This is a genomic window from Pseudarthrobacter sp. As-47, from assembly GCF_058215595.1.
On the sequence record NZ_CM177088.1, the window covers coordinates 53311 to 78335 of the forward strand.

At 67.2% G+C, this 25025-nt stretch carries 23 protein-coding genes and 1 pseudogene; 13 read left to right on the forward strand and 11 right to left on the reverse strand.

Annotated features, from left to right (window positions below; genetic code table 11):
• Positions 1 to 61: 61 nt before the first annotated feature.
• The 5 genes from AC4BCK_RS00275 to AC4BCK_RS00295 are packed head-to-tail and all read left to right on the forward strand — an operon-like array spanning position 62 to position 5802.
• Positions 62 to 1354, forward strand: coding sequence for an extracellular solute-binding protein (locus AC4BCK_RS00275; protein ID WP_490566441.1), 1293 nt, complete (start codon positions 62 to 64; stop codon positions 1352 to 1354).
• 2 nt (positions 1355 to 1356) lie between these two features.
• Positions 1357 to 2346 carry a carbohydrate ABC transporter permease gene (locus AC4BCK_RS00280; protein WP_363936458.1) on the forward strand — a complete coding sequence of 330 codons (990 nt, stop codon included), beginning with the start codon at positions 1357 to 1359 and terminating at the stop codon, positions 2344 to 2346.
• Positions 2343 to 3260 carry a carbohydrate ABC transporter permease gene (locus AC4BCK_RS00285; protein ID WP_174180806.1) on the forward strand — a complete coding sequence of 306 codons (918 nt, stop codon included), beginning with the start codon at positions 2343 to 2345 and terminating at the stop codon, positions 3258 to 3260. The genes AC4BCK_RS00280 and AC4BCK_RS00285 overlap by 4 nt, the downstream gene beginning before the upstream one ends.
• Positions 3257 to 4741 carry a glycoside hydrolase family 1 protein gene (locus AC4BCK_RS00290; RefSeq protein ID WP_364320517.1) on the forward strand — a complete coding sequence of 495 codons (1485 nt, stop codon included), beginning with the start codon at positions 3257 to 3259 and terminating at the stop codon, positions 4739 to 4741. Before AC4BCK_RS00285 ends, AC4BCK_RS00290 begins: the two co-directional genes overlap by 4 nt.
• The gene (locus AC4BCK_RS00295; RefSeq protein ID WP_174180802.1) at positions 4741 to 5802 is read left to right on the forward strand and encodes a LacI family DNA-binding transcriptional regulator; all 1062 of its coding nucleotides are present in this window, start codon (positions 4741 to 4743) and stop codon (positions 5800 to 5802) included. The genes AC4BCK_RS00290 and AC4BCK_RS00295 overlap by 1 nt, the downstream gene beginning before the upstream one ends.
• Before the next feature lie 67 nt (positions 5803 to 5869).
• On the opposite strand, the gene rsgA is transcribed toward AC4BCK_RS00295, so the two are convergent.
• Positions 5870 to 7045, reverse strand: a complete 1176-nt coding sequence (gene rsgA, locus AC4BCK_RS00300) for a ribosome small subunit-dependent GTPase A (protein WP_490566442.1) — start codon at positions 7043 to 7045, stop codon at positions 5870 to 5872.
• A 392-nt stretch (positions 7046 to 7437) separates the two neighbouring features.
• On the opposite strand from rsgA, the gene AC4BCK_RS00305 reads away from it, so the two are divergent.
• Positions 7438 to 8796, forward strand: a complete 1359-nt coding sequence (locus AC4BCK_RS00305; protein ID WP_251421283.1) for an Nramp family divalent metal transporter — start codon at positions 7438 to 7440, stop codon at positions 8794 to 8796.
• Positions 8797 to 8829: 33 nt separating this feature from the next.
• Here the strand turns inward: AC4BCK_RS00305 and AC4BCK_RS00310 are convergent, their stop codons facing one another.
• Positions 8830 to 9066: a zinc-ribbon domain-containing protein gene (locus tag AC4BCK_RS00310; RefSeq protein WP_174180798.1), complete on the reverse strand. Its 237-nt coding sequence runs from the start codon at positions 9064 to 9066 to the stop codon at positions 8830 to 8832.
• A 146-nt stretch (positions 9067 to 9212) separates the two neighbouring features.
• On the opposite strand from AC4BCK_RS00310, the gene AC4BCK_RS00315 reads away from it, so the two are divergent.
• Positions 9213 to 10364: a GGDEF domain-containing protein gene (locus AC4BCK_RS00315; RefSeq protein WP_490566443.1), complete on the forward strand. Its 1152-nt coding sequence runs from the start codon at positions 9213 to 9215 to the stop codon at positions 10362 to 10364.
• Between the two features lie 156 nt (positions 10365 to 10520).
• Positions 10521 to 12140 (forward strand): polyprenol phosphomannose-dependent alpha 1,6 mannosyltransferase MptB, encoded by a 1620-nt coding sequence (gene mptB, locus AC4BCK_RS00320; RefSeq protein ID WP_490566444.1) that lies wholly within the window; start codon positions 10521 to 10523, stop codon positions 12138 to 12140.
• A 9-nt stretch (positions 12141 to 12149) separates the two neighbouring features.
• On the opposite strand, the gene AC4BCK_RS00325 is transcribed toward mptB, so the two are convergent.
• The 6 genes and pseudogenes from AC4BCK_RS00325 to AC4BCK_RS00350 form a co-directional block, all read right to left on the reverse strand.
• Positions 12150 to 12392, reverse strand: coding sequence for an acyl carrier protein (locus tag AC4BCK_RS00325; protein WP_174180792.1), 243 nt, complete (start codon positions 12390 to 12392; stop codon positions 12150 to 12152).
• The gene (locus AC4BCK_RS00330) at positions 12389 to 13834 is read right to left on the reverse strand and encodes a dihydrolipoamide acetyltransferase family protein (protein ID WP_363936471.1); all 1446 of its coding nucleotides are present in this window, start codon (positions 13832 to 13834) and stop codon (positions 12389 to 12391) included. The genes AC4BCK_RS00325 and AC4BCK_RS00330 overlap by 4 nt, the downstream gene beginning before the upstream one ends.
• The gene (locus AC4BCK_RS00335) at positions 13827 to 14807 is read right to left on the reverse strand and encodes an alpha-ketoacid dehydrogenase subunit beta (RefSeq protein WP_400511472.1); all 981 of its coding nucleotides are present in this window, start codon (positions 14805 to 14807) and stop codon (positions 13827 to 13829) included. The genes AC4BCK_RS00330 and AC4BCK_RS00335 overlap by 8 nt, the downstream gene beginning before the upstream one ends.
• Complete coding sequence (pdhA, locus tag AC4BCK_RS00340) at positions 14804 to 15802, reverse strand: pyruvate dehydrogenase (acetyl-transferring) E1 component subunit alpha (protein WP_343045014.1); 999 nt, start codon at positions 15800 to 15802, stop codon at positions 14804 to 14806. The genes AC4BCK_RS00335 and pdhA overlap by 4 nt, the downstream gene beginning before the upstream one ends.
• Positions 15799 to 16104, reverse strand: coding sequence for an AMP-binding enzyme (locus AC4BCK_RS00345; RefSeq protein ID WP_400511471.1), 306 nt, complete (start codon positions 16102 to 16104; stop codon positions 15799 to 15801). The genes pdhA and AC4BCK_RS00345 overlap by 4 nt, the downstream gene beginning before the upstream one ends.
• Before the next feature lie 227 nt (positions 16105 to 16331).
• A pseudogene (locus AC4BCK_RS00350) lies at positions 16332 to 17546 on the reverse strand (AMP-binding protein); the annotation flags it as partial.
• Positions 17547 to 17813: 267 nt separating this feature from the next.
• Here AC4BCK_RS00350 and AC4BCK_RS00355 point away from each other — a divergent pair.
• The 3 genes from AC4BCK_RS00355 to AC4BCK_RS00365 all read left to right on the forward strand — a co-directional run bounded on the left by AC4BCK_RS00355 (position 17814) and on the right by AC4BCK_RS00365 (position 20872).
• The gene (locus tag AC4BCK_RS00355; RefSeq protein ID WP_363936476.1) at positions 17814 to 18146 is read left to right on the forward strand and encodes a CU044_2847 family protein; all 333 of its coding nucleotides are present in this window, start codon (positions 17814 to 17816) and stop codon (positions 18144 to 18146) included.
• A gap of 72 nt (positions 18147 to 18218) precedes the next feature.
• The gene (locus tag AC4BCK_RS00360; RefSeq protein ID WP_364408819.1) at positions 18219 to 19556 is read left to right on the forward strand and encodes a phosphoribosyltransferase family protein; all 1338 of its coding nucleotides are present in this window, start codon (positions 18219 to 18221) and stop codon (positions 19554 to 19556) included.
• Positions 19553 to 20872, forward strand: a complete 1320-nt coding sequence (locus AC4BCK_RS00365; RefSeq protein ID WP_490566445.1) for an erythromycin esterase family protein — start codon at positions 19553 to 19555, stop codon at positions 20870 to 20872. The genes AC4BCK_RS00360 and AC4BCK_RS00365 overlap by 4 nt, the downstream gene beginning before the upstream one ends.
• A gap of 7 nt (positions 20873 to 20879) precedes the next feature.
• Here the strand turns inward: AC4BCK_RS00365 and AC4BCK_RS00370 are convergent, their stop codons facing one another.
• The gene (locus AC4BCK_RS00370; protein ID WP_490566446.1) at positions 20880 to 22100 is read right to left on the reverse strand and encodes a glycosyltransferase 87 family protein; all 1221 of its coding nucleotides are present in this window, start codon (positions 22098 to 22100) and stop codon (positions 20880 to 20882) included.
• A gap of 61 nt (positions 22101 to 22161) precedes the next feature.
• A complete protein-coding gene (locus AC4BCK_RS00375; protein ID WP_490566940.1) occupies positions 22162 to 23448 on the reverse strand; it encodes a glycosyltransferase 87 family protein in 1287 nt (428 codons plus the stop codon).
• 351 nt (positions 23449 to 23799) lie between these two features.
• On the opposite strand from AC4BCK_RS00375, the gene AC4BCK_RS00380 reads away from it, so the two are divergent.
• Complete coding sequence (locus AC4BCK_RS00380) at positions 23800 to 24009, forward strand: hypothetical protein (RefSeq protein WP_363936484.1); 210 nt, start codon at positions 23800 to 23802, stop codon at positions 24007 to 24009.
• A gap of 207 nt (positions 24010 to 24216) precedes the next feature.
• Complete coding sequence (locus AC4BCK_RS00385; protein WP_251421307.1) at positions 24217 to 24507, forward strand: hypothetical protein; 291 nt, start codon at positions 24217 to 24219, stop codon at positions 24505 to 24507.
• Here AC4BCK_RS00385 and AC4BCK_RS00390 read toward each other — a convergent pair.
• Positions 24504 to 24983: a hypothetical protein gene (locus AC4BCK_RS00390; RefSeq protein WP_174180773.1), complete on the reverse strand. Its 480-nt coding sequence runs from the start codon at positions 24981 to 24983 to the stop codon at positions 24504 to 24506. The two genes, AC4BCK_RS00385 and AC4BCK_RS00390, sit on opposite strands and share 4 nt — an antisense overlap.
• Between the last annotated feature and the right edge of the window lie 42 nt (positions 24984 to 25025).

The following is a 25025-nucleotide window of genomic DNA, read 5'->3' on the forward strand; positions in this document are numbered from 1 at the left end:
TTCGCCTTCGACCGTTGTGCCGGTCGGCAGTGCATTTTTACCTGACGAAGGAGTCTTTCCTGTGAAAAACCCAACCAAGTTCTCCGTGCTGTCGGCTGCGGCCGCGTGCCTGGCCCTGTCGCTGTCCGCCTGCGGATCCTCCGCTCCGGAAAAGGGTGGCGTGAACGACGCCACCGGCTCCGGCCCCGTAACTCTCACGGTGGGCACCTTCAACGAGTTCGGCTACGAGGAGCTTTTCGAAGAATACGAAGAGCTGAACCCCAACGTGACCATCGAGCACAAGAAGGCGGCAACCACCAACGAAGCCCGGGACAACCTCACCACCCGGCTGGCCGCCGGCTCGGGACTGTCCGATGTCGAGGCCGTAGAGGTGGACTGGCTTCCGGAACTCCTGCAGTATCCGGACCGCTTTGCAGATCTCTCCGACCCCGCCGTCGAGGGACGCTGGCTGGACTGGAAGGCCGAGGCCGCCACCACCGCTGACGGCAAGCTGCTTGGCTACGGCACCGACTCCGGCCCTGAGGCCGTCTGCTACAACGCCGAGCTGCTCAAGAAGGCCGGCATGCCCACCGAACGTGGGGAAGTTGCCGCGATGCTGGGAACCACCTGGGACAGCTACTTCGAAGCGGGCAAGGCCTACAAGGCCGCAAGCCCCGATTCCGCCTGGTTCGACTCGGCAGGGGCGATCTACCAGGGCATGAGCAACCAGCTGGAAAAGGTGTACGAGGAGGAGGACGGCACCGTCATCGCGACGGAGAACCAGAAGGTCAAGGACACCTACAACCAGGTCCTTAAGGCCTCCACCGAGGACGGACTGTCCGCCCACCTCAGCCAGTGGAGCGACGACTGGGCCTCCGGATTCCAGACCGGCGCCTTCGCAACAACCCTCTGCCCGGGCTGGATGCTCGGCGTCATCGAAGGCAACGCAGCCGGGGTCACCGGCTGGGACGTTGCCAACGTCTTCCCCGGCGGCGGCGGAAACTGGGGCGGGTCCTACCTGACGGTTCCCACCCAGAGCGAGAACCAGGCCGAGGCCAAGAACCTGGCAGGCTGGCTGACCGCGCCTGAGCAGCAGATCAAGGCATTCACCGCCAAGGGCACCTTCCCCAGCCAGAAGGAGGCACTGGAAAGCCCGGAACTGCTGGGCCAGACCAACGAGTTCTTCAACGGCGCCCCTACCGGCCAGATCTTCGCCGAACGCGCCAAGGCTGTTGACGTGACCCCGTTCAAGGGAACCAAGTACTTCGCCATCAATGACGCCATGCAGCAGGCCCTCACCCGCGTGGACGTCGACAAGTCGGACGACGCCGCCTCCTCCTGGGAGAAGTTCGTCACCGCAGTGAAGTCCCTCTAGGCATGGCTGTCACCGAACGGGTCCGGCCACGGAGCGCTGCGGGGCAGGCCCCGCCTGAGGACACGAAGGGTGTCCGGCGCCTGGCCTTCTCGCAGCAGGTCTCCAAGTGGGACGTCAAGCTCTCCCCCTACCTCTACATTTCGCCATTCTTCATCCTGTTTGCCGTCACCGGGCTTTTCCCGCTGGTGTACACGGCATGGGTTTCCCTGCATAACTGGAACCTCATCGGCGGGCAGGGGAAGTTCACGGGCCTGGAGAACTACGCCTTCGTTGTATCCCAGCCCTACTTCTGGAACGCAGTGGGCAACACCTTCAGCATCTTCATCCTGTCCTCCGTTCCCCAGGTTGTCATCGCCCTGGTGATCGCGGCGGTGCTGGACGCGAACCTGAGGGCCAGGACGTTCTGGCGGATGGGGGTCCTGGTGCCGTTCGTGGTGGCGCCAGTGGCGGTAGGCCTGATCTTCAACAACCTCTTCGCGGACCAGTTTGGGCTGATCAACGAGATGCTGAAGGCGGCAGGGCTGGACCCGGTCCGGTGGCATTCCGACTCCGTTGCGAGCCACCTGGCCATCGCCACCATGGTGAACTTCCGCTGGACCGGCTACAACGCGCTGATCTTCCTCGCCGCCATGCAGGCCATTCCAAGGGACGTGTTCGAGGCGGCGACGATCGACGGTGCCGGCCGGCTGCGGCAGTTCTTCTCCGTCACTGTTCCCATGCTGCGGCCCACGGTGATCTTCGTGGTGATCACCTCCACCATCGGCGGCCTGCAGATTTTCGATGAGCCACGGGTCTTTGACCAGTCCGGCCTGGGCGGAGCGGACCGGCAGTGGCAGACGCTGACCATGTACATCTGGGAACTCGGCTGGGGCCAGCGCAACTTCGGCAGGGCTTCTGCCGTGGCGTGGCTGCTCTTCCTGATCATTGTGGTGATCGCCCTGCTCAACTTCCTCATCACCAAGCGCATCGCAAGCCAGGGAGGCCGCAAGTGAGCTCCATCCCCATGATCGAACAGACCGCCGGGAAAGGGGCAGCCAAGGCGGCAGCGAGGCGCGGGCCAGGTGCCAGGAAACCAAGGTCCGGCCACGGAAGTGACCGCCGGCCCGGCTTCCTCACCTACGGATTCCTGGGTGCAGTCCTGTTGGCGTCCCTCTTTCCGCTCTATTGGTCCTTCCTGGTGGGAAGCCATGACAACACGGTCCTGAGCCGCGGCATCCCGCTGCTGCCCGGCGGGAACTTCCTGGCCAATGCCGCGAAAGTCTTTGACAGCATCCCGTTCTGGAAGGCGATGGGCAACAGCCTGATCGTCTCGTGCGTGACCGCGGCGTCCGTCGTCGTGTTTTCCACCCTTGCCGGATTCGCCTTCGCGAAGCTCCGCTTCCGCGGCAGCAAGGGGCTGCTGGTGTTCGTCATCGCTACCATGGCGGTTCCCACCCAGCTGGGCGTCGTCCCGCTGTTTATCGTGATGTCTAAGCTGGGGTGGACCGGCTCGCTGTGGGCGGTCATCATCCCCGGCGTCGTGACCGCCTTCGGCGTGTTTTGGATGACCCAATACCTGCGTGACGCCCTCCCGGATGAACTCATCGAGGCCGTGCGGATGGACGGGGCGTCCATGATCCAGGCCTTCTGGTACATCGGGTTCCCGGCCGCGCGCCCTGCGGCCGCCATGCTCGCCCTGTTCACCTTCGTGGCCACCTGGACGAACTTCTTCTGGCCGTTCATTGTCCTCGACCCGTCAAACCCCACCCTTCCAGTGGCTCTGCAGCTGCTGCAGGCCGCGCACTTCGTGGACTACTCCGTGGTCCTGGCGGGTGCCGTCCTGGCCACCGTCCCACTCCTGCTCCTGTTCATAGCGGCGGGACGCCAACTCGTATCCGGAATTATGCAAGGAGCAGTCAAAGGATGAGTTCCACCCAACTTCCGTTCCCGGAGGGTTTTCTCTGGGGCGCGGCAACAGCTGCCTACCAGATTGAAGGCGCAGCACACACCGGCGGCCGGCAGGACTCCATCTGGGATGTGTTCTCCCGGCTGCCCGGTGCCGTGGCCGACGGCCACAACGGTGACGTGGCCTGCGACCACTACCGGCGCTACAAGCAGGACGTGGCGCTCATGGACCGGCTGCACATGAAGGCCTACCGGTTCTCCACGTCCTGGGCCCGCTGCATGCCCGACGGCGTCACGCCCAATCCGGAAGGGATCGCCTTCTACTCGCGCCTGGTGGATGAACTGCTGGCCGCCGGGATCACACCGTGGCTGACCCTCTACCACTGGGACCTGCCGCAGGCGCTTGAGGACAAGGGCGGCTGGGCCAACCGGGACACGGCCTACCGTTTCGCCGAGTACGCGGCGCTCATGCACGGCGTCCTGGGCGACAGGGTCCGGATCTGGACCACCCTCAACGAACCGTGGTGCTCGGCGTTCCTGGGCTATGCGGCCGGCGCCCATGCGCCGGGACGGCAGGACCCTCGGGCAGCACTTTCCGCCGCCCACCACCTGCTGCTCGGCCACGGCCTGGCAGCCCGTGCGCTGCGCCGCGAGGATCCGGACGCCTCAGTGGGCATCACCCTGAACCTGACGGTCCCGGATCCGCGGGATCCCGGCAGCGAGGGCGACAGGGACGCGGCCAGGCGGATCGACGGCCAGTTCAACAGGATCTTCCTGGACCCGCTGTTCAGGGGGGAGTACCCGGCCGACCTGCTGGCAGACGTGGCGCACCTTGGAATGGCTGACCTGGTGCAGGACGGGGACCTCGAGATCATATCCACGCCGCTGGACCTGCTGGGCGTCAACTACTACCACGGTGAATCCCTCACGAAGGACCCGGCGGGACCCGGGGAACAGGCGGGGCAGGAGACGACGTCGGCTCCGGGGCAGGCAGCCCGCCCGGTGTCCTCCCCGTTCGTGGCAGCCGACGGCGCCCGCTCGGCACCACGGGGCCTGCCGGTGACGGGAATGGGCTGGGAGGTCCAGCCGGAGGGGCTGCGGCGCCTGCTCAACAGGCTGCAGGGGGAGTACACGGGTCCGGCCGGGATCCCCATCTACATCACCGAAAACGGTGCAGCGTACGATGACGTCCCCGACGAGGCGGGCTTCGTGGACGACCAGGACCGGCTGGGGTTCTTCGCGGCCCACCTCCAGGCAGTGCATGGCGCCATCGCGGACGGCGTGGACGTCCGGGGGTACCTGGCCTGGTCCCTGCTGGACAACTTCGAGTGGTCCTTCGGCTACCACCAGCGCTTTGGCCTGGTGCGGGTGGACTATGCAACCCAGGAACGCATCCCGAAAGCCAGCGCCTGGTGGTACTCGGCGGTGGCGGCGGCCAACGCGATTCCGGCCGGCACCCACCCCGTGCTGCCTTCGGAGCCGGGTGTCGTATTGTCTGTGTAATGAACGAAAAGTCCCGCCGGTCCGGCCTCCTGCACGCCGGGCGGCCCAGCCCGACGCTCGAGGACCTCGCCACGGCGGCCGGAGTGTCCCGCTCCACCGCGTCCCGGGCAATCAACGGCGGGCTGAAGGTCAGCCCGGAGGCGCAGGCCGCCGTCGACGCCGCAATCGTGGCCCTCGGATATACACCAAACCGTGCTGCCCGGAGCCTGGTGACCAGGCGTACCGGATCCATTGCGCTGGTCATTCCGGAGCCGGACGCCCGCGTGATGATGGACCCCTTCTTCGCCGCTGTCATCACCGGCGTCAACGAGGCACTCCGGGGCACCGACATGCAGCTGGTGCTGCTGATGTCCCGGGCGGGGGATGACTCCGCCCGGACCATGCGGTACCTGCGGGGCGGGCACGTCGACGGCGCGATCGTGGTCTCGTTCCACGAGGCGGACGACTGGGCGGAGACCCTTGGCACAACGGGCCTGCCCACCGTCTTCATCGGCCGGCCCTGGGCCACGGGCTTCGGGGTCCCTTATGTGGACCTGGACAACTTTGAGGGCGGCCGGCTTGCCGCCCGCCACCTGGCCGGCACCGGGCGCACCCGGCTCGGAACGGTGGCAGGACCGGCAGACATGACAGCGGCAGTTGACCGCCTGGAGGGGTGGATGCAGGGTATCCGGGAGGCCGGGCTGCAGCCCGGGCCCGTGGTCCACGGGGACTTTACGACGGCGGGCGGCGCCGACGCTGCACGGACCCTTTTCTCCGAAGCGCCGGAGCTTGACGGTGTCTTTGCGGCCTCCGACCTGATGGCGCTTGGGGTCATTGACACAGTGCGGGGCAGGGGCCACAAGGTTCCGGAGGACGTTGCCGTTGTGGGGTTCGACAACCATTCCCTCCTTGCCGCCAACGGCCTGGGCCTGACCACGGTGACCCAGCCCATGGTGGACATGGCCGTGACAGCCGGTCAGCTCCTGATCCGCGCGATCGAAAACCCGGAAGAGCAGCTGGAACCGGTCATCTACCCGGCCGAGCTGGTTGTCCGCGGCAGCACCGCGGGACACAGCCGCTAGAACCACTCCGGCGGCCGGCGGTGCCCCCGCAGCTGCAGGGCACCGCCCGTCAGGTCCAGGCCGTGGTTCAGCGCCGCTTGCGCCCCGGCCGGTCCTGCCGTCCACGCTGTTCAGAGAGGTCGCGTTCTGCAGAACGCTGGGACTTTCCGGCCATGACCACTTTCTGGTGCCATTCCCGCTGGTAGGCCCGCTGCGCTGCGGCGTCGCTCCGGCGGGCCAGGGCGGCAAGCTCCCGCTGCAGCTTCAGGTAGTTGTGCCAGCGGCGTTCCTCCAGCACGCCCTCCGATATGGCCTCCTGCACGGCACAGCCCGGCTCGCTCTGGTGGGCGCAGTCCGTGAACCTGCACTGGCCTGCCAGCGCTTCAATGTCGCCGAACATTCCGCCGATGCCGTCCTCGGCGTCGAACAATCCGAAACCCCGCACGCCGGGTGTGTCCATGAGGACCGTCCCGTTGGGAAGGGGCACGAGTTCGCGGGATGTGGTGGTGTGTTTACCCCTGAAGTCGCCGGACCGAACCTCGCCGGTGTGCTGGACATCGCGGCCCACCAGGGCGTTGATGAGCGTGGATTTCCCGGCGCCGGACGGCCCCAGGAGGACGATGGTGCCGCCCGCCGGAATGTGCGCCAGCAGCTCGGGGATGCCGTCACCGGTTTCCGCTGAGGTGGTGACCACCTCCACGCCCGCCGCCTGCAGGATGACCTTCCCGACGACGTCGTCCGCCACCCCCGCGAGGTCCGCCTTGGTGACGATCGCCAGGGGAGTGGCGCCGGAGTCCCACGCGGCCACGAGCGTGCGCTCCGGCCGGTTGTGCGTCAACGGCCGGTCCACGGGGACCACCACGCCCACCATGTCCATGTTGGCCGCCAGGACCTGCGCCTCGGAGGAATCCTCGAAGGCGCGCTTCCGGCTGAGCTCCGAGAGCCGCGGAAGGACGCCGAGGACCTGGCGGTCCCCGGCCCTGTTGGGCCCCATCCACACCCAGTCGCCGGTGACTGCCGCGTCACCGGTCAGCGGATACGGAAGGTGGAGCAGGTCTGTTCCCGCGGCCACCAGGAGCAGTGAACGGTCCACGCGGACCACCCGGCCCCGCTCCGTTGCCCCGGGCAAGGGGTGGATGTCGAAGTGCCGGGCGACCGCCGGCGTGTAGCCGTAGGCACGCGGGCCGATTGGAGTTGCGTTGTGTGGGGTTGTGACGTTTGTGGTGGTGATGCTGTCCAGGGCACGGCCTGACGATGTGTTCACTGTGATACCTCAGGGAAAGCCCCTGCGCACCGGCCGCAGGTGGGCCCGGGTGTTGTGGCGCTCCGCGGAAGGGTCAGGCGGGGCCGGTGCAGTACAGGGAAGGAGTCTGGAAGAGGGGTGCGGAGCGCTCAGGGCGCGGGGCTGCAACAGTCATCAAAACCACCTCCCTCTCCTGCCGTGGGTGACCGGTATCAGGTCCCCTGGTTCCGCCGGCGTCATCCGGCGGATCCCACTTTAGCCCCGGCCGGCGGAATCCACCAGAGCCCGGAAGCGGCCATCGGGTTCCCGTAAAGTGCCCCGCACCCGCCAGTTGTCCTTGGAGGGGGCGACGGTTCCGGCATAGGTTGGCTGCAGTTGTGTTTTCCACGCTGCAGGACAATCGAGGAGGAACCATGGGCGATGACGCCGTGGGCAAGGCCGCTGCAAGGAACGACGCTGTGTTGAACGCGGGCAGGGAGAGCCAGCCCGGAGTCAGCCATGCGGACAGGATTGATGACGACGGCGGCCGTCCGGCGAAGTGGCGCATCGTCGGTCCCGGACTGGTGGTGGCGGCCACAGGTGTGGGTGCCGCTGACATGGTGGCCACCCTGGTGGCGGGCTCCCGCTACGGCTACGGCCTGTTCTGGGCAGTCATTGTGGGGGTGGTCCTGAAGATCATCCTCGTCGAAGGGGCCGGCAGGTACACGCTGGCAACCGGAAAAACGATCTTTGAGGGCTGGCGTTCCCTGGGCAAATGGACCACCTGGTACTTCGGCCCCTACATCATGATCTGGGGATTCGTGTACGGGGCCACGGCCATGTCCTCCGCGGCGCTGCCGCTGGCTGCCGTGTTCCCTTTCCTGCCGCTGTGGGGGTGGGCCATCCTGATGGGCCTCGCCGGCTTCGCGATGGTGTGGTGGGGCAAATACGCCACCTTCGAGAAGATCACCGCCGTGCTGGTGGGCATGATGTTCGTGACCGTGGTGGGACTGGCCGTGATTGCCGCCCCGAACATTCCGGAGATGCTCGCCGGGCTCATCCCGATGATCCCCTCGACGGACGGCGGCATCTTCTACACGCTCGCGCTGGCCGGTGGCGTGGGCGGCACCATCACCCTCGCCGCCTACGGCTACTGGCTTCGCGAAAAGGGCTGGTACACGCCCAAGTGGATGAAGGTCATGCGGATCGACAACTCCATGGCCTACGTTATGACCGGCATCTTCGTCATCGCCATGCTCATTGTGGGTGCGGAGGTTGTGCGTTCCGCGGGTGTGTCCCTCAGCGCCAGCGACGAAGGGCTGCTGGACCTCTATGGTGTGCTGAAAGCGGAATACGGGGACGTTGTGGGAACCGGGTTCCTGGTGGGTTTCTGGGCCGCGTCCTTCTCCTCCATCATCGGCGTATGGAACGGGGTCTCCCTGATGTTCGCCGACTTCTGGGGCAACATGCGGGGCAAGGAGTCCGGCCACCCGGATACCCGGGTGGGCGGTAAATACTTCAGGTTCTACATCCTGTGGCTGACGTTCCCGCCCATGGTCCTGTTCGCGCTGGGCCAGCCGATCGGCCTGATCCTGCTGTACGGGGCACTGGGTTCGCTGTTCATGCCGTTCCTGGCACTGACCCTGCTGGGGCTGCTCAACGGCCGGCGGATCCCCAGGGCGTGGGCCAACAAGCTCCACTCCAACATCGCACTGGGGATCTGCGCCCTGCTGTTCATCGTCCTGGGCATCCGGCAGTTCTGGACATCCCTCTCGCCGCTGTTCGGCGGTTAGGAGTCCGGCTGCGGCCCCTCACGGGGACCCGGCCTACCGCTGCAGTTCCAGGGCCCGCTTCTGCCGCGCCGAGATGCTCGAAACGTACCCGCAGTTGGTGCAGGTGATGTTGTATTTCCGCGACGTGGTGAACACGGGGATGAAGAAGAGCGTGAACTTGGTGGCCCGCTCCTCCAGGCGGTGATGGACGAACGAGCGGCAGTACTGGCAGGTGGCCGGTTTGCCGGGCAGCGCGTTCAGCACTGTTTTCAAACCAAAGAGAAGGAACATGGGTCTGGCCTTTCGGGGCAGTCCTGCTGGCTGTTCTGACAACCTTAGGCCCTGGGGTTGCCGATAGCGCCATCCTGACAGCCTCCCCGACCGGTGCGATACTGGGGGTCCGCGCACTGTTCGTTATCAGGGGGATTTCGGCAATCATGGTTCTGGATACCGCGACCCTCCGGATTGCGTTCGGCCTGATGGCGCTGGTGCTGGTGTTTCTTTTCTATTTCTCGGCCTACCGGGTGACGCGCTCGCCGTACAGCGGCTGGTGGTGCCTGGCGCTGCTGTTTTTCCTGGCAGGATCGGCGTGCTTCCTGCTGGACGGCACGGCCCACCAGGTCTGGGCCAACCCGCTGGGGAACGTGCTGCTGGTGCACGGCGGGGTGGCCGTGTGGGCGGGTGCACGGTCGCTGCGGACCGTGCCGCCGCCCACATGGGCCTTCACCGGCATCCCCCTGGCCACCCTGGTGGCCTCGGTCTTCGATAACCCGGCCACCAATACCTGGTCCGGCGGACCTGTTTTCCTGGCGGCCATGAGCCTTACCATCGGACTGGCATCCCGTGAACTGTGGCGCCTGGAACCGGGCTACTCCCGGGTGCGGATCCCCATGGCCGTGGCCGCGGGCGGACTGTCCGTGTTCTACCTCCTGCGCTGGGGTGCCTTCATGCTGGAAGGCCAGGACGGGCCTGTTTTCCAGAGCGTCTTCGGTTCCGCGGTGACCACGCTGGTGACCATGGTCCTGCTGGTGGTGGTCTCGTTCAGCATGGCGGCCCTCAGCAGCGAGCAGCAGACCAGGGCCCTGCGCGTGGTGGCTTCCCGCGACGATCTCACGGGGCTGCTGAACCGCAAGGCCTTCCTGGAAATGGCGGCGGAGCAGCTGGCGGACCTGTCCATCGCCAGGGGATCAGGCGCCCTGGTCCTGGCAGACCTGGACCACTTCAAGTCCGTCAACGACACGTACGGGCATGCCGCCGGGGACCTCGCCCTGCAGACCTTCGCCGATGCGTGCACTGCCACAGTACGGCCCACCGACCTGGTAGGCCGCTACGGCGGGGAGGAATTCGTCATCCTCGTCCCGGGCGCCAGCGCCGAACGGGCGGAACTCATCGCCGAGTCGATCAGCAACCGCCTGGCCGCGGCGACCACGGCGGACGGGATGGAGATGCCCACCGCCAGCTACGGGATTGCCACCTACGACGGCGCCTCAACGGACGTTGAGCGCCTGATCGCCTCAGCAGACGCCGCACTCTACATGGCCAAGTCGCTGGGCCGGAACCAGACTGCCCGCAGCGACAGGATGTCCTAGCCGGGGCCGCGCACCGGGCCTGTTGCCAAACTGTGGCTTCCGGGCGGTCCGTCACCCAGGGGCAGTGTGAAGCCCTGCTGATAAAATGGCGGGGTTGCAGGGCGGCCTTATTGCTGGTCCAACCAGCGCCGTAACCAAGTTAGGGACCAGACACTCATGACGGCAGGCGGGTCACACCCCGGGACTTCGGAGACTCAGCCGGGCGCGCCGGCTAAAGCCTCCGGCCCGGCCACCGGCCGCGCCTATCTCGCCACCCTTGAGGGCTTCATCGGAGCCCTCATGATGTTTACCGGCTCCATCGGCACGGGCTGGATCGCCAACGGCTCACCCATGATCCGCCAGCCAGTGGTCATTGCCCTCCGCACGGAAGGCTGGGGAGTGACAGTGTCCACCGTGCTGCTCACCGTGGGCGCCATGGTGCTGATCCGTTCCTGGCTTCGGCTGGGCCAGCGGCTGGCGGACTGGGGACAGTCCGCGCTGCGGTCCGTAGTAGTGGCCATCTCCGCCTGGTCGCTGCCGCTGCTCTTCTGCGTTCCGGTGTTTTCACGGGACGTCTACGCCTACACCGGCCAGGGCAGGCTGGTGATGGAGGGCCAAAACCCGTACGAGGTGGGTATCTCAAGCCTCAGCAACTGGTTCTCGCTGGGGGCCGACCCTGCGTGGGCCGAAAACCGGACACCGTACGGCCCCTACTTCCTCTGGCTGGCACGCGGGGTGGTCGGGCTGACAGGTGCCCAGCCTGACGTGTCTGTGCTGCTCTTCCGCCTCCTGGCCGGCGCCGGCGTCCTGCTCTGCGTCATCTATGTCCCCAAGCTGGCGGAACTGCACGGCATCAACGGGGCCCGGGCGCTCTGGATTTCGGTGGCCAACCCGCTGTTCCTGATCAGCTTTATTGCCAGCGCCCACAACGACGCCCTCATGGTGGGGCTCGCCGTCGCCGGCGTCTACTTCGCAGCCACGCGCCGCTACCTGGTGGGCATCCTCCTGGTCACCGCCTCCATCGGCATCAAGCCGATCACCGTGCTCCTGCTGCCGTTCATCGGTGTGATGTGGGCGGGCCCGTCCGCGTCGTGGCCGCGCAAGTTCCTGATCTGGGCTGCGACGGCGGGCATCAGCTTCGGCGTGCTGGTCCTGAGCGGCATCCCCTACAACCTTGGCATCGGCTGGACCTGGGCCATCATGGACCCCACCCCGGGGTACACAGGCTACTCGCCGTCCGGCTTCCTGGGCCAGCAGGTGGAGTTCCTCGCCAACGTCCTGGGACTCCCCGGCGGAACCTTCGCCACCCTGTTGCGGACGGGCATGAAATGGGCCGCGATCGGGCTGGTCCTGCTGCTGATGTTCCGGGGTGACTACTCGCTGGCGGTACGCCGGATGGCGCTGGCGTTCACCGCCGTCGTGATGCTGTCCCCCATCATCCAGCCGTGGTACATCCTCTGGTTCCTGCCGTTCCTGGCCGTCACGGGAATCCGCGACGACTGGCAGATCAGGTCGCTGTACGTCGGCGTCACGTTCTTTGTGGTGTTCGGGGCGCAGGACCAGCTCTCCGTCTGGTCCTTCGTGGAACTGCCCATCGATGCGTCCTCACTGGCGTTCATCACGGCCTTGGCATTTACGTTCTATCTTTTATTCCTTGACGTGCATACACGGAAGCTGCTGATCGAAGGCAAGCCACTGGACCTGGCCAGGCGGGGCTGGACGTGGCTGATGGCGCTGCGCGAGGCCAGGCGGAGCCGGGCGGAAGAGCCTGGCCGCGAGAAGCTGGGAAGCCGCTGATCCAGGCGGTCAGCCGTGCGCAGTGACGTAGTCGATCAGCCCGCCAACGGTTGAAACCTGCGGATAGTCGCGCTCCGGAATATTTACGCCGGTGGAGGTGTCGATCGTTTCCACCAGCCGCAGGAAATCCAGCGAGTCCAGCTCCAGGTCCTGGCGCAGCCGGGCGCCCGCTTCCAGGTCCTCCGGCCCGACGTCCGGCGCCACCTGGTTAATGGCCCGGTGCACTGCCGCGCGGGCATCCTGTCCGTTCACAACTCCTCCGGTTTCTGCAGCAACTCGTCCAGCCGGGCAAGGAAGCGGGCTCCGCGGAGGCCGTCGCTGACACGATGGTCGGCGGACAGTGTTGCCGTCACCACGGGGCGTATGCCCAGCATCCCGTTGTGGGCCCACGGCTGTTCCATCACCCTGCCCAGCCCCACCATGGCCACCTGGGGCGGATAGATGACGCCGAAGACGCTGTCCACGCCAAGATCGCCCAGGTTGGTCACGGTGATGGTGGGATCTGCCATCTCCGCCCGTTGCAGCCTACCTGCCCGGGCCCGGCCCACGAGGTCGCGGAGCCCGTCCATCAGCTCGTCCACGGACAGGGTGTCCGCGTTATGGATGGCGGGGGCAACAATGCCACCCTTCCGGAGGGCGACGGCTACACCCAGGTGCACGGAGGAGCTCGGCCGGAACCCGTCGTCCAGATAGAAGCCGTTGACCTCCGGCACCGTCTTGGCAGCGAGGGCAGTTGCCTTCAGCAGCAGGGCAGACGCCACCAGCCGGGAGGACACGGGACGCTGCAGGTTCACGGACTGCATCCAGGCAACGGCTGCGGCCAGATCCACCGTGCTGCTGAGGTAGTAGTGCGGGATGGTCTGCTTGGATTTGGACATCAGCGCCCCAACGGCCCGGCGAAGGCCCGCCTCACGCTGCCGGCCCTCCGGCGGCTGGACACTTTCCGCTGGGGGCTTCTTTGCCTCAGCCTCAATCCCCTCGGCGTCCTGCGGCAGGACGGCCTCCCGCGGTGGGGCGGCCGGCGTCGATGGCGCGGCGCCCACTGCCTGGAGCACATCCTCCTCCCGCACGGCACCGCCTGGCCCGGTTCCCGTGAATGACGCCAGGTCCAGTCCGCGCTCGGCGGCAAGCCTCCGGGCGCGCGGCGATGAGCGCACCCTCCCCGGTTCCCCCGCGTCTACCCCGTCCGGGCGTGCCGCAGCCGCCGGAACTGCGGCGCGTTCCACGTCAGAACGCGTTACCGCACCATGCCGTCCGGTGCCCCGGACGGTGGCCGGATCAACTCCCAGCACATGGGCGAGGTGGCGCACCGGGGGAGAGACGGCGCCGGGGTGTTCTGCCCGTGCCGCCTCTGCCGGGGCTGCCGGAGCCGGCGGGCCCGGAGCCGCACCACCTGCCGCCCGCCCGGCCAGCCCAGGCGTGCCCGCAGGTCTTTCGGCCGCCGGTGATCCGTCGTCGGGCGTGGCCGTAATGCGGGCAAGCGGGGTGCCGATCGGGACGGTGGCGCCGATGTCCACCAGCAGTTCGGCCACTACCCCTTCCTCGAAGGACTCGATGTCCATGACCGTCTTGTCCGTGTCCACAACCGCCACCACGTCGCCACGGTGGACGTAGTCGCCCGGCTTGACCAGCCATTCGACCATCTTGCCGTGGTCCATGTCCGCCCCCAGGGACGGCATCCGGAAATCACCCACCCTTGCCCGTCACCTCCCGGGCCGCCGCGACTATTCGCCCGGCTGACGGAAGCGCCGCAAGCTCCAGGTGCTTCGCATAGGGAAGGGGAACCTCCGCGCTGCAGACCCGGCCCACCGGTGCATCGAGGTCATAGAAGGCCGCTTCCGTGATCCGGGCGCTGATCTCCGCCGAGATGCTGCCGCTGCGCCACCCCTCGTCCACCACCACAGCCCGGTGCGTGCGTCCTACGGAAGCCAGGATGGCGGCGTCATCGAGCGGCCGCAGGGTGCGGAGGTCCAGCACCTCGGCGTCGATGCCTTCCCCTGCCAGCTGCTCCGCGGCGTCGAGTACTGCGGGAAGGGTGCCGCCGTAGGTGATGAGCGAGACGTCCTTCCCTGTCCGCCTGAGCGCCGCGGTACCGATGTCCACCGGACCGGCGCCGTCGTCGAGCTCTCCCGGCATGTTGTACAGGGTCCCGTGTTCAAAGATCAGTACCGGATCCGGATCCTGCAGGGCGGTCCAGAGCATGCCGCGGGCGTCCTCCAGCGTGGCGGGCGCGAGGATGCGCAGGCCCGGAATGTGGGCGTACCAGCCTTCCAGGCTGTGGGAGTGCTGGGCGCCCAGCTGCCGGCCCGCCCCGGTGGTCATCCTGATCACCAGGGGGACGTTGAACTGCCCGCCGGACATGTGCAGGAGGGTAGCCGCGTTGTTCACGATCTGGTCCAGGGCCAGCAGGCTGAAGTTGACCGTCATGATTTCCACGATGGGCCGCATGCCGCCGAGCGCCGCGCCAATGCCCGCCCCCACAAAGCCGGATTCGGACAAGGGCGTGTCGCGGATGCGTTCCGGCCCGAATTCCTCGAAAAGTCCCAGGCTGACGGCGAAGCAGCCCCCGTACGCCCCCACGTCCTCACCCATGAGGAACACGCGTTCGTCGCGCTTCATGGCGTCCCGGATGCCGGCCCTGATGGCTTCCCGGTAGGTGGTTTTCATTGCGGGCCCCGCTCGCTGTAGACAAACCGGGTGAGTTCCTCCACCGGCTCCGGTGTCCCGGCCTCGGCGAATTCGACGGCCGCGGCCACCTCGGCGTCGGCCTCCCGCTGCAGCTCCGTCCACTGCGCTTCGGCCAGCTGGTCCGCGTCCCCCAGGGCGTTGCGGAGCAGGGTGATGGGGTCCCGCTCCAGCCAGTGCGCCACCTCCGCCTTCTCCCGGTAGCGTTCGGGATCGAACATGGAATGGGCCCGGAATCGGTACGTCCGCAGTTCCAGGAAGTGCGGCCCGGCGCCGGAACGAACCGCGTCCACGGCGCGGCGGGCAGCCTCATGGACGGCGAGCACGTCCATGCCGTCCACCGCCCAGGCCGCCAGTTCGTAGCCTGCCGCCTTCAGTGCAATGTCCGTCTGGGATTCGGAGCGCCCCAACGCCGTGCCCATCGCATACAGGTTGTTTTCGCAGCAAAAGAGCACCGGCAACTGCCACAGGGCGGCCAGGTTGAGGCTCTCGTGGAACTCACCTTCCGCTACGGCGCCCTCGCCAAAGAAGCAGACGGTCACCCTGGAGCGGCCGGCCATTTTGTCTGCCAGGGCAAGGCCGACGGCGATGGGCAGCCCGCCCGCGACGATGGCGTTGCCGCCGAAAAAGCGGGTCCCGGCGTCGAAAAGGTGCATTGAGCCGCCGCGGCCGCGGCAGCATCCCTGGACGTGCCCGTACATCTCGGCGAGGATGGCGCCCGCGGGGACGCCCCGCAACAGTGCGTGCCCGTGTTCCCGGTAGGTCGCGACGACGGCGTCCTCCCCCTGGAGGTTGTCCAGGACGCCTGCGGCAACGGCTTCTTCGCCGATATAGACGTGCAGGAAGCCACGGATTTTTGCCTCACTGTAGAGTTCGACGCATTTTTCCTCGAGCCGCCTGACGCGCAGCATCTGCAAAAGGAGGTGCCGCGCCAGGGCGGCCTGGTCCGCGCTGATGCGCCCTGCCACGGCGGTCATGGTGCCTCCTGCGGGGTTTCAATCGTGGAGGTGTCCCCTTCGGGAAGCCCCAGTTCACGCGCCTTCAGGAGCCGGCGCAGGATCTTCCCGCTGCGCGTCCTCGGGAGCGCCGTGGTGAACTCGACCATCCGCGGGGCCACCGCGGCGCCGAGCCGCTTGCGGGCGAAGCCGATGATGTCCAGGCGAAGCTCCTCTGAGGGCTCCCACCCGTTCCGCAGCTCCACGAACGCCTTGACCACTTCCCCTGCAACGGGATCGGGGACGCCAATGACCCCGGCCTGGGCCACAGCCGGGTGCTCCATGAGCGAACTTTCCACCTCGAAGGGGCCGATGAGGTGGCCGGAGGATTTAATGACATCGTCACCGCGGCCCACGAACCAGTAGTATCCGTCCGCATCACGCTTGGCGATGTCCCCGGTGAGGTACCACCCTCCGACGAGAAGCAGCGGCGGTACCGCTCCTCTTCATGCAGGTAGCCCCTGAACATCGAGGGCCAGCCGGCCCGCAAGGCCAGTTCCCCCATCGCGTCAGGCTCCGTGACCAGCACGGGAAGACCGTCCGCAATCACCGGTTTGCCGTTCTCATCCCGCTGGACCAGGGCTGCCTCCACGCCGGGCAGGGGCCGGCCCATGGAACCGGGCCGGATCTCGGTGGCCGCGAAATTGGCAATCATGATCCCGCCGGTTTCGGTCTGCCACCAGTTGTCGTGCACGGGCTGGCCAAAGGCTTCCCGGCCCCAGACCACCACCTCCGGGTTGAGGGGTTCGCCCACGCTCGCCACGAACCGGAGCGCGGACAGGTCGTGGCCCGAGGCGCGGTCGGCGCCGGCCTTCATCAGCATCCGCAGGGCGGTGGGCGCGGTGTACCAGACCGTAACGCGCTGCTCCGCCAGGATCCGGTACCATCGGTCCGCGTCCATCTCCTCCTGGTCCACCACCGTGGTGACGCCGTGCACCAAAGGGGCAATGACGCCATAGGAGGTTCCGGTCACCCAGCCCGGGTCTGCGGTGCACCAGTAGACGTCGTCCGGATGCAGGTCCAAAGCGTACAGGCCCGTGGCGTAATGGGCGGTGACGGCCTCGTGCACATGGATGGCACCTTTCGGGGTGCCGGTGGTTCCGCTGGTGAAATGGAGGAGGGCCATGTCCTCGCCCTGGGTGGAGGCAATCCCGGCGTCGCCAGGTGCGGCCTCCATGAGCATGGCCAGGTCAAGGGTTCCCGGTTCCGGCTCGCCGTCGGCGTCAATCAGCAGGACGTGTGTGAGGTCCGGAAGCGCGTCCCGGATCCTTGCCACTTTCTTGCGGTAGAGGGCCCTCGTGGTGACCAGCACGCGCCCGGACCCCAGCTGCAGGCGTTGCCTCACGGGATCCGGCCCGAAGGCAGAAAACAGGGGGCAGAACACGCTTCCGTTCTTGAGGGTTCCCAGCACCGCAACGTACAGCTCCGGACTCCGGCCCATGAGGGAAAAGACGCGTTCCGTCCGGCCAATCCCGAGCTGCGCCAGGACTGCGGCAAACCGGCTGGTCTGCTCGGCAAGTTCGCGGTAGCTGAGGGAATGGGTGGACCCGTCAGCCCGGACAAAGCGCAGGGCCTCGTGGCCTGCCCTGGGGCCTGCGGCATGGCGGTCCACGGCCTCGTGCGCGATGTTGAGGCCCCCGCCGGGAAGCCCGGACAGCGCCCGGCGGGCACCGTCCCACGAAAACGCACGGCACACGGCGTCGTAATCCGCCAGGTTGGGCACCACGGGAAAGTCCTGAAGATCCTTGGAGATCCGTGGCCAGCGCGTGGGTTAGGTTGTGCCTGCGGTCATGCTCCAATCCGACTCCTGCAGGCAGGGAGTGGCAAGGGTAGAAAGTCCCCCGGGGTGGGCAGGGACGCGCGTGATGGCGGGGCGCAGCGGGCCCTTTGACCCTGTTGCGCTGCCCGGGGCAGGTGTCTAGTGGGAGGGTATTAGCCCCGCGCCCGTGGCTCTTGCCCGCCCCGGCCGGAGCAGAGGAGAAGGGTGCTTGTCATGACTGAGGTAGTCCGGTACGAGGTGGGCTCCGGGACTGTTCTGGTGGAAGTGGCGGACAACAGCTACGGCGTGGAACACCCCGCAAGGAACGAACAGGGGATTTTGGATGCCGGCCGGCGCCTGGAGGATGCCCTGGCCCCCGTCCGCCCCGCCGCGGCGGCCGCCGTCGACGCCATGCGGGAAATCGCACCCGAGCACATGGAAGTGGAATTCGGGGTGAAACTGGCGGGCACTGCGGGGGCGGTCATCGCCCGGAACACCGCTGACGGGCACTTCATCCTGAGGATGTCGTGGTCCGCCTCCCCGGATGTCCTGTCCGAGGAAGAGTAAACCGGCCTGCGGGGCCGGGGGTTTCCGGGATGCAGCAGCAGATGACGGGTCTCCTCGCGAGGAGGTGTCCGGATGTATGAGTTCCGGGACCGGGTGGAAGCGGGCCGGAAGCTCGGGCTCGCCCTGGCCGGCCTGCGCGGGAAGGACGCGGTGGTCCTGGGCCTGCCCCGGGGCGGCGTTCCTGTGGCGGCCGAGGTTGCGAAAGCCTTGGACGCCCCCTTGGACGTGATTGTTGTGCGCAAACTGGGGGTGCCCTTCCAGCCGGAAGTGGCGATGGGTGCCATCGGGGAGGGCGGTGCCCGGGTGCTGGACCGGCGGGTCGTTTCCGTTGCCAGGCTTACAGAGGATGATCTCAGGACAGTTGAGGCGCGCGAGCGTGCACTCCTGGAATCCAGGCTGGAGCGGTACCGCCAGGGACGGCCCCCCAAGGACCTCAGCGGACGTACGGCCATCATTGTGGACGATGGCATCGCCACCGGATCAACGGCCCGGGTGGCGTGCAAGGTGGCGCGGCAGCTGGGCGCGGCAAGGGTCATCCTGGCCGTCCCGGTAGCCCCGGAACGGGCCATGGACTCCCTGCCGGAGGCGGACCAGGTCCTCTCCCTGATCTCACCCCGCAACTTCCAGGCCGTGGGCTACTACTACCGCGACTTTTCGCCCACCGCCGACGAGGAAGTGGTCCACCTGCTCGACGCCGCAGCGCGGCGCGACCAGAGTCAGCGTCCGGGACAGGCTTCCGGCGTCGACCAGGACGTCCACATCGCCGTGGACGGCGTGTCAATCAATGGCGACCTGCACCTTCCGGACCGGTGCCGGGCGGTGGTGGTCTTTGCCCACGGCAGCGGCAGCAGCCGGCACAGCCCCCGCAACCGTTACGTTGCTTCGGTCCTCCAGGGAGCAGGCCTGGGCACCCTGCTGCTGGATCTGCTGACTCCCGCAGAGGAAGTCAACCGCGAAAACGTCTTCGACATCCCGCTGCTCGCAGAGCGGCTCAGCGCAGCAACCCGGTGGCTGAACGGCAGGGCGGACACCGCTGCGTGCCGGGTGGGCTACTTCGGGGCCAGCACCGGGGCGGGCGCTGCGCTGTGGGCCGCGGCCGAACCGGGGGCCTCGGTGGACGCGGTCGTTTCCCGCGGCGGCAGGCCGGATCTCGCCGGGCCTCGCCTCGCAGCGGTGCGTGCGCCCACCCTGCTGCTGGTGGGGGGTGCCGACACCCAGGTCCTGGCCCTGAACCGGCAGGCCATGGACCTGATGCGGGCCCCGGTGCACCTGGAGACCATCCCGGGAGCCACCCACCTTTTCGAGGAGCCCGGCACGCTCGGCCAGGTGGCAGCTCTGGCCAGGGAATGGTTCTCGCGCTACTTGACGCCGGAGGGCGCTGCGGAAGGTGTCCAGGAGGCTCCACTGTGAACGGGGCGCCGGCGCCCGTGCGCCACAGGCAGGAGCTGGACGAGATCCGGCTCCTGGGACGCCCGCTCGCTGCGGCGGAGGACCTGGACGCCCTGGTCCGCCAGGCCTCGGTGGCCAGGTACGTCTGCATTGGCGAGGCGTCCCATGGCACACGCGAGTATTACCACTGGCGGGCGGTGATCAGCCGGCGGCTGATCGAGGAGCACGGGTTCACCTGGATCGGCGTCGAGGGTGACTGGCCCGACTGCTGGCGCATCAACCGCTGGGTCAGGGGGCAGGAGGACCAGGCACTGGACGCTTACCAGCTGCTCGCCGGCTTTGAACGATGGCCCACGTGGATGTGGGCAAACCACGAGGTTGCAGGGTTCCTGGCCTGGCTGCGCGAGTGGAACCTTGCCCGCCCCGACCACCTGCGCACCGGATTCTACGGCCTTGACGTGTATTCGCTCTGGGATTCTTTGCGGGAAATCTTCGCCTGGCTGGAAGCCAACGCCGCCGACGCCCTTCCTGCCGCCCTGCGCGCCTGGCACTGCTTCGTGCCGTTCGGGGAGGACCCGCACCGGTACGCGTGGAGCACGCGGCTGGTTCCGGCATCCTGCGAGACGGATGTGGTGGGCCTGCTGGCAGAAGTGCGGCGCCGGACGCTCGGCCGGGTCAAGGATGACCCGGCGGCGTTCGACGCCGTGCAGAACGCCCTGGTGGCAGCCAACGCCGAACGCTACTACCGGACCATGGTCCGCGGCGACCGGCAGTCCTGGAACATCCGCGACCACCATATGAGCGACACCATCGACCGCATCGCCGTCCATCACGGTCCGGGCTCAAAGGGCCTGGTGTGGGCGCACAACACGCACGTTGGCGACGCCCGGGCCACGGATATGGCCCAGGGCGGAATGGACAACATCGGGCAACTGATGCGCCAGCGTCATCCGGGGGAGGTCTTCCTTGCCGGCTTTGCGTCCTACACGGGGTCCGTCACCGCTGCGGATTCCTGGGGCGCCGCCGAGCAGACCATGCCGGTTCCCGCGGCCAGGCCCGGCAGCCACGAGGACCTGCTCAACAGCGCCCTGGGCGGGCCAGCCCTGCTGGTGTTCGGCAATGACCGGTCCGGACGCTGGCTCACGGAATGGCGCGGCCACCGTGCGATCGGCGTTGTCTATGATCGGGGCCATGAGGGCGGCAACTACGTTCCCACCCGCATGGCGGGCCGGTACGACGCCCTGCTCTGGATCCCGGAGGCCACGGCCCTCCGTCCCCTCCACCACGAGCAGCGGCCGGGTGAGCCCGAGCTCGAGACCGAGCCCACGGGCTTCTGAGGGGAAGTTACGCCCCGGCAGGCACCGCTGCAGGTTTCCGGCCCAGCTCGGCGGTCCGCTTCACCGACCACCACAGCAGCACCACCAGGAGCACGTTGCGCGTGGTGAGGATGGCCGCCATGACCGGGTGAGCGTGGATCAGCGGGGTGTAGAACAGCGGATAGATCACGAACGTGGTCATGGCGATGCCCATCAGCAGCGCCGCGGGGACCTTCCACCGTTCCCAGTCGTGGGTGAGCCCGGCGATAATCACCGGCGCCAGCCAGATGATGAACTGCGGGGAGCCCACCTTGTTGAACACAATGAACGCGGTGACCATCATCAGGGAGCCCTCGAGGAAGAGTTCCTCCCGTTCGGCGCCGCGGTTCAGGGCACGGACCAGCAGGACGGCGGCAATGACGGCCGCCAGGATCAGCAGCGGCTGCATCAGGAAAGCCGCCACACCGGCGCCGGGGCCGTAAACCTCGGTGGAGTTGATGGCGGTGTTGTCCGCCATCTTCGAGCCCGCAATGTTGAAGACGCTCAGCCATACCCACGGCGTGGAGAAGGTGGCTTCCAGCTGCATGCCGCGCTCGCCCTGGTTGGTGAGGAAGTCCATGATGTGCGGCAGCCCGCCGGACAGCCAGGTGCCCAGCGCCACAACCGCCGTCACCGCCACCCCGGAAAGGAGTATGTGGATCCGCTTCCGGCTGGCGATCACGATGGGCACGAGGACGGCCGCCGGCCACACCTTGATCCAGGTGGCAATGCTGAGCAGGACGCCGGCCACCACCGGCCGCTGAGCCGCATACAGCAGGGCGATGAGCACGATGGGGGCGGTGATGCCTTCAACGCGGGCGAAGCTGAGGTAACCCATGAAGACCGTGAAGAACAGCCACCACCAGGCCGGGGCGATGCCGCCCGCCTTGCGCGGTCCGCGGGTAAGGAAAGCGAGTCCGACGGCATTGAGGGCTGTGATGATCAGGAACCACACCAGGAGGTACAGGTCCGGCCCGGCGATGTTGGCCAGGAAAATGGGGATCTGCGCCAGCACGGGGTAAACCCAGGGACTGATCTTCCCGTCGAGATCCCCGGGGTTGTGGCCGTCCATGGCCCACTGGCGGTACTGCTCTGTGTCGCTGAACGTGTCGCCGTGCAGGAAGAAGGACGCCATCCAGCCCAGGAAGTACAGGTGGACGACGGCGAATCCCCACCACACGCTGGAAGGGCGGGCGAACCAGTCCACCACCTTGGCGGGCAGGACTTTGCTGCGGACGGTGACCAGGCGGTCGAAGAACCTCGTGGAAATCTCAGGACTCCTTGAGCGCGGGGGCGGCAGCGGGCGCCTTCTTGCCCAGCAGGTAGAGGCGCCGGACGCTCCAGAGGAACAGGATCACCAGGAGGACGTTCCGGATGGTCAGCACCAGGGCCATCCACGGGTTGTTGTGGCTGAGGGCGTCGTAGAACAGGGGGTAGATGAAGTAGGTTGCCACGGCAATGACGATCAGCATGGCGGCCGGGACCCGCCAATCACGCCAGCTGTGGGCGAGCCCTACGGCGACGGCCGGGGCGAGCCACACCATGAACTGCGGGGAGCCCACCTTGTTGAACACGACGAACGCGGTGGCCAGGGTCAGGGCACCGGCGAGGAGCAGTTCGGTGCGGTCAACGCCGCCGTTGAGCCGGCCCTTGTGCTGTTTCCCGTTGTGGAGTGCCCAGAACGTCAGGCCGGCCACCAGCAGTGCGGCCAGGACCAGGAGGGGCTGCATCAGCACCGACATCAGTGCGGTGCCGGGGCCGTCCACCTGCATGGAGTTGATGTCCGTGTTCATGTACATGCGGGAGTCGCCGATGTTCAGGACGGACAGCCAGAGCCAGGGCGTGGTGAAGGTGGCCTCCAGCTGCATGCCGCGGTCACCCTGCTGGGTGAGGAAGTTCAAAAGCTTGGGGACGCTGCCCAAAACAGCGGCCAGCGCGAAGACCCCCGCCGTCGTCGCAAGTCCGGCGAGCACCACCAGGACGCGGTTTCTTACGACGGCGAACAGGGCCAGCATGACGGCGGCGGGCCAGACCTTCACCCAGGTGCCAATGGCGAGCAGGACGGACGCGATGAACGGCCGGCCGACGCCATAGGCCAGGGCCACCAGGACCAGCGGGGCGGTGAGTCCGTCCACGCGGGCGAACCCCAGCCAACCCATGAGGAACGTGAACACCAGCCACCACCAGCCGGCAGGAATGGCCTGGCGGTCCCGGCCGCGGTTGGTGAGTTTCAGCAGGGCCCAGCCGTTCAGGACTGTGGTCATGAGGACCCACAGGAAGAAGAACGGACCGGGGCCGGCGATGCCTGCGATGGCCATGGGGACCAACGCAAGGATCGGGTAGACCCAGGGGCTGGGCCCGCCGGTGAGGTTGGCGTCGTTGAACCGTGCCGTGGCCCAGTCTCGGTAGATGAAGGTATCGCTGAATGCCTCCCCGCGAAGCGAGAGGGATGCGGCGAAGACCAGGAAAACCAGGTGCACCACGATGAAACCGCCCAGCAGCCCCGGCCCGGTGTTTAGCCGCTCCCGTGCAGCGGCGGGGAGAACGGCGTCGCGGATCCGGGTAAGTCGGCCGAAGAAAGCGTCCGTAGAGATGGCGGGTCCTTATCAGGTCGTTGCGCAGTGGTGCACGGGTCTTGCCGGCGGCTTCTCCGGCGGCATGGGAGGCGTTCCACAACGGCTCCCACTCCCTATCAACTGTAATTGACCAGCACTGGGCCCAGTAATTGCTGCGTTTGCGCGGTGGAGCAGGCGCCCTTGACCTGCGGTTCCTTGTTACTTGATTTTTCAAGTTGCTGGGGTCCCCATGCTGGTGCATTATGAGGTGGGCGGTAAGATGCCCTGCCGCGTCGGTAGCTTGGGGGAGCGGAATGACGCGCGTCCCACCCCTAAAACACTAAGGCCCCACCCATGACCGCTGACTTCCCTTTGACCCTCACCGTTGCCGACCGCGCGAGCATGGACAGCGAGCTCGACGCCGCTGTTACCGCCGCCAAGGCCCACGCGCTCGCCGGGAAGAGTCACGGCATCCTGGTGACGCGGCACGGCGTGGACACGTTCACCGTGGCGCTCAGCGACGCCGTTCCCTTCGGCCTGACCCGCGAACAGCAGGCTTGGTAGTACTGCAGCGGAGGTTCGCGTAACCGGCGCTGCAGCCGCCCCCCCGGCGTTGCCGGGATTGCTTCCGGCACCCTCCGTTCCGTTGCCTCCACGGCTCGGTTCCGGTGCGGCTTGAAGGGTTAGGCAACCGTGACCTTAAGGTCGTTCCTTCCCGGTGCAACGCCCACTACTGTCGACAGCACCATCGGGGACGACGGAAGAGGCACGATGAGCATCGACATCGAAATTGGTACAAGCCTCAGCAATGAGGACGCAGCGCACTTTGCGGCCACAACGGAAGCAATCACCTCAGCGATGCAGAGGGTGCGCGAAAGTCACGCGGCGTACAGCTGGGTGTGGACGGACGAGATCCGCTGCCGCGGCTGCAACGCGAGCCTGGACATCCCGCTGCTCGCCAGCACGAACCTGAGCGCCGACAAAGCCTTCCAGGCACATCAGTCCGCCCAGCTCGACGCCCTCCTGGCTGCCGGCGGACATCTGCGCGGGAAAGCCGGTTAGCGGTACCAGCCCACCGAACGGTCGTAGCTGGACACCAGTGCTCCCGTGCCCGGTGCGCCGTCTCCGCCCGCGGGGAAGTAGATGGCCCCAAACTCGGCGCCTTGGGATTCGATCCGTGTGCGTGCCCAGGCCTTGGCGTCGTCGATGTCCTTCTCCGGGATGCTTTCGCGGGTGCTGTTTCCGGCGCTCAGATGGATGTCCAGCTGGTACTGACCTGGCTGGGAGGCTCCAGCATGGTGGCCAGGATCCCGCTCATCGCGCCTGCTGACCATCACCTGCGCCAGGGCGTGGAGGACGGACGGGTCCCTGGCGGCACTGCCATGCTGCTGTTGCTCCATCCGCAGCGCTGAAACCACGCTCTCCACGGTGTCCCCGTCGCTGACCACGTATGAAGCTCCGGTGACGTCCGCCTCCGAGCCCCCAACGCTTTTCAAGTACTGCATAAATTGCTCGGAGCTGGACTGTCTGGAGTTCATGCACCCTCCCTGAGGGCTATTCGCGGCGAGTGCCGACCTTCC

Excerpts from the sequence above, each read along its gene's own strand:
- AC4BCK_RS00280 (WP_363936458.1), top strand. The coding sequence starts at position 1,357 with ATGGCTGTCACCGAACGGGTCCGGCCACGGAGCGCTGCGGGGCAGGCC.
- AC4BCK_RS00290 (WP_364320517.1), top strand. The coding sequence starts at position 3,257 with ATGAGTTCCACCCAACTTCCGTTCCCGGAGGGTTTTCTCTGGGGCGCG.
- AC4BCK_RS00295 (WP_174180802.1), top strand. The coding sequence starts at position 4,741 with ATGAACGAAAAGTCCCGCCGGTCCGGCCTCCTGCACGCCGGGCGGCCC.
- AC4BCK_RS00305 (WP_251421283.1), top strand. The coding sequence starts at position 7,438 with ATGGGCGATGACGCCGTGGGCAAGGCCGCTGCAAGGAACGACGCTGTG.
- AC4BCK_RS00310 (WP_174180798.1), bottom strand. The coding sequence starts at position 9,066 with ATGTTCCTTCTCTTTGGTTTGAAAACAGTGCTGAACGCGCTGCCCGGC.
- AC4BCK_RS00315 (WP_490566443.1), top strand. The coding sequence starts at position 9,213 with ATGGTTCTGGATACCGCGACCCTCCGGATTGCGTTCGGCCTGATGGCG.
- mptB (WP_490566444.1), top strand. The coding sequence starts at position 10,521 with ATGACGGCAGGCGGGTCACACCCCGGGACTTCGGAGACTCAGCCGGGC.
- AC4BCK_RS00335 (WP_400511472.1), bottom strand. The coding sequence starts at position 14,807 with ATGAAAACCACCTACCGGGAAGCCATCAGGGCCGGCATCCGGGACGCC.
- pdhA (WP_343045014.1), bottom strand. The coding sequence starts at position 15,802 with ATGACCGCCGTGGCAGGGCGCATCAGCGCGGACCAGGCCGCCCTGGCG.
- AC4BCK_RS00345 (WP_400511471.1), bottom strand. The coding sequence starts at position 16,104 with ATGGAGCACCCGGCTGTGGCCCAGGCCGGGGTCATTGGCGTCCCCGAT.
- AC4BCK_RS00355 (WP_363936476.1), top strand. The coding sequence starts at position 17,814 with ATGACTGAGGTAGTCCGGTACGAGGTGGGCTCCGGGACTGTTCTGGTG.
- AC4BCK_RS00360 (WP_364408819.1), top strand. The coding sequence starts at position 18,219 with ATGTATGAGTTCCGGGACCGGGTGGAAGCGGGCCGGAAGCTCGGGCTC.
- AC4BCK_RS00380 (WP_363936484.1), top strand. The coding sequence starts at position 23,800 with ATGACCGCTGACTTCCCTTTGACCCTCACCGTTGCCGACCGCGCGAGC.
- AC4BCK_RS00385 (WP_251421307.1), top strand. The coding sequence starts at position 24,217 with ATGAGCATCGACATCGAAATTGGTACAAGCCTCAGCAATGAGGACGCA.
- AC4BCK_RS00390 (WP_174180773.1), bottom strand. The coding sequence starts at position 24,983 with ATGAACTCCAGACAGTCCAGCTCCGAGCAATTTATGCAGTACTTGAAA.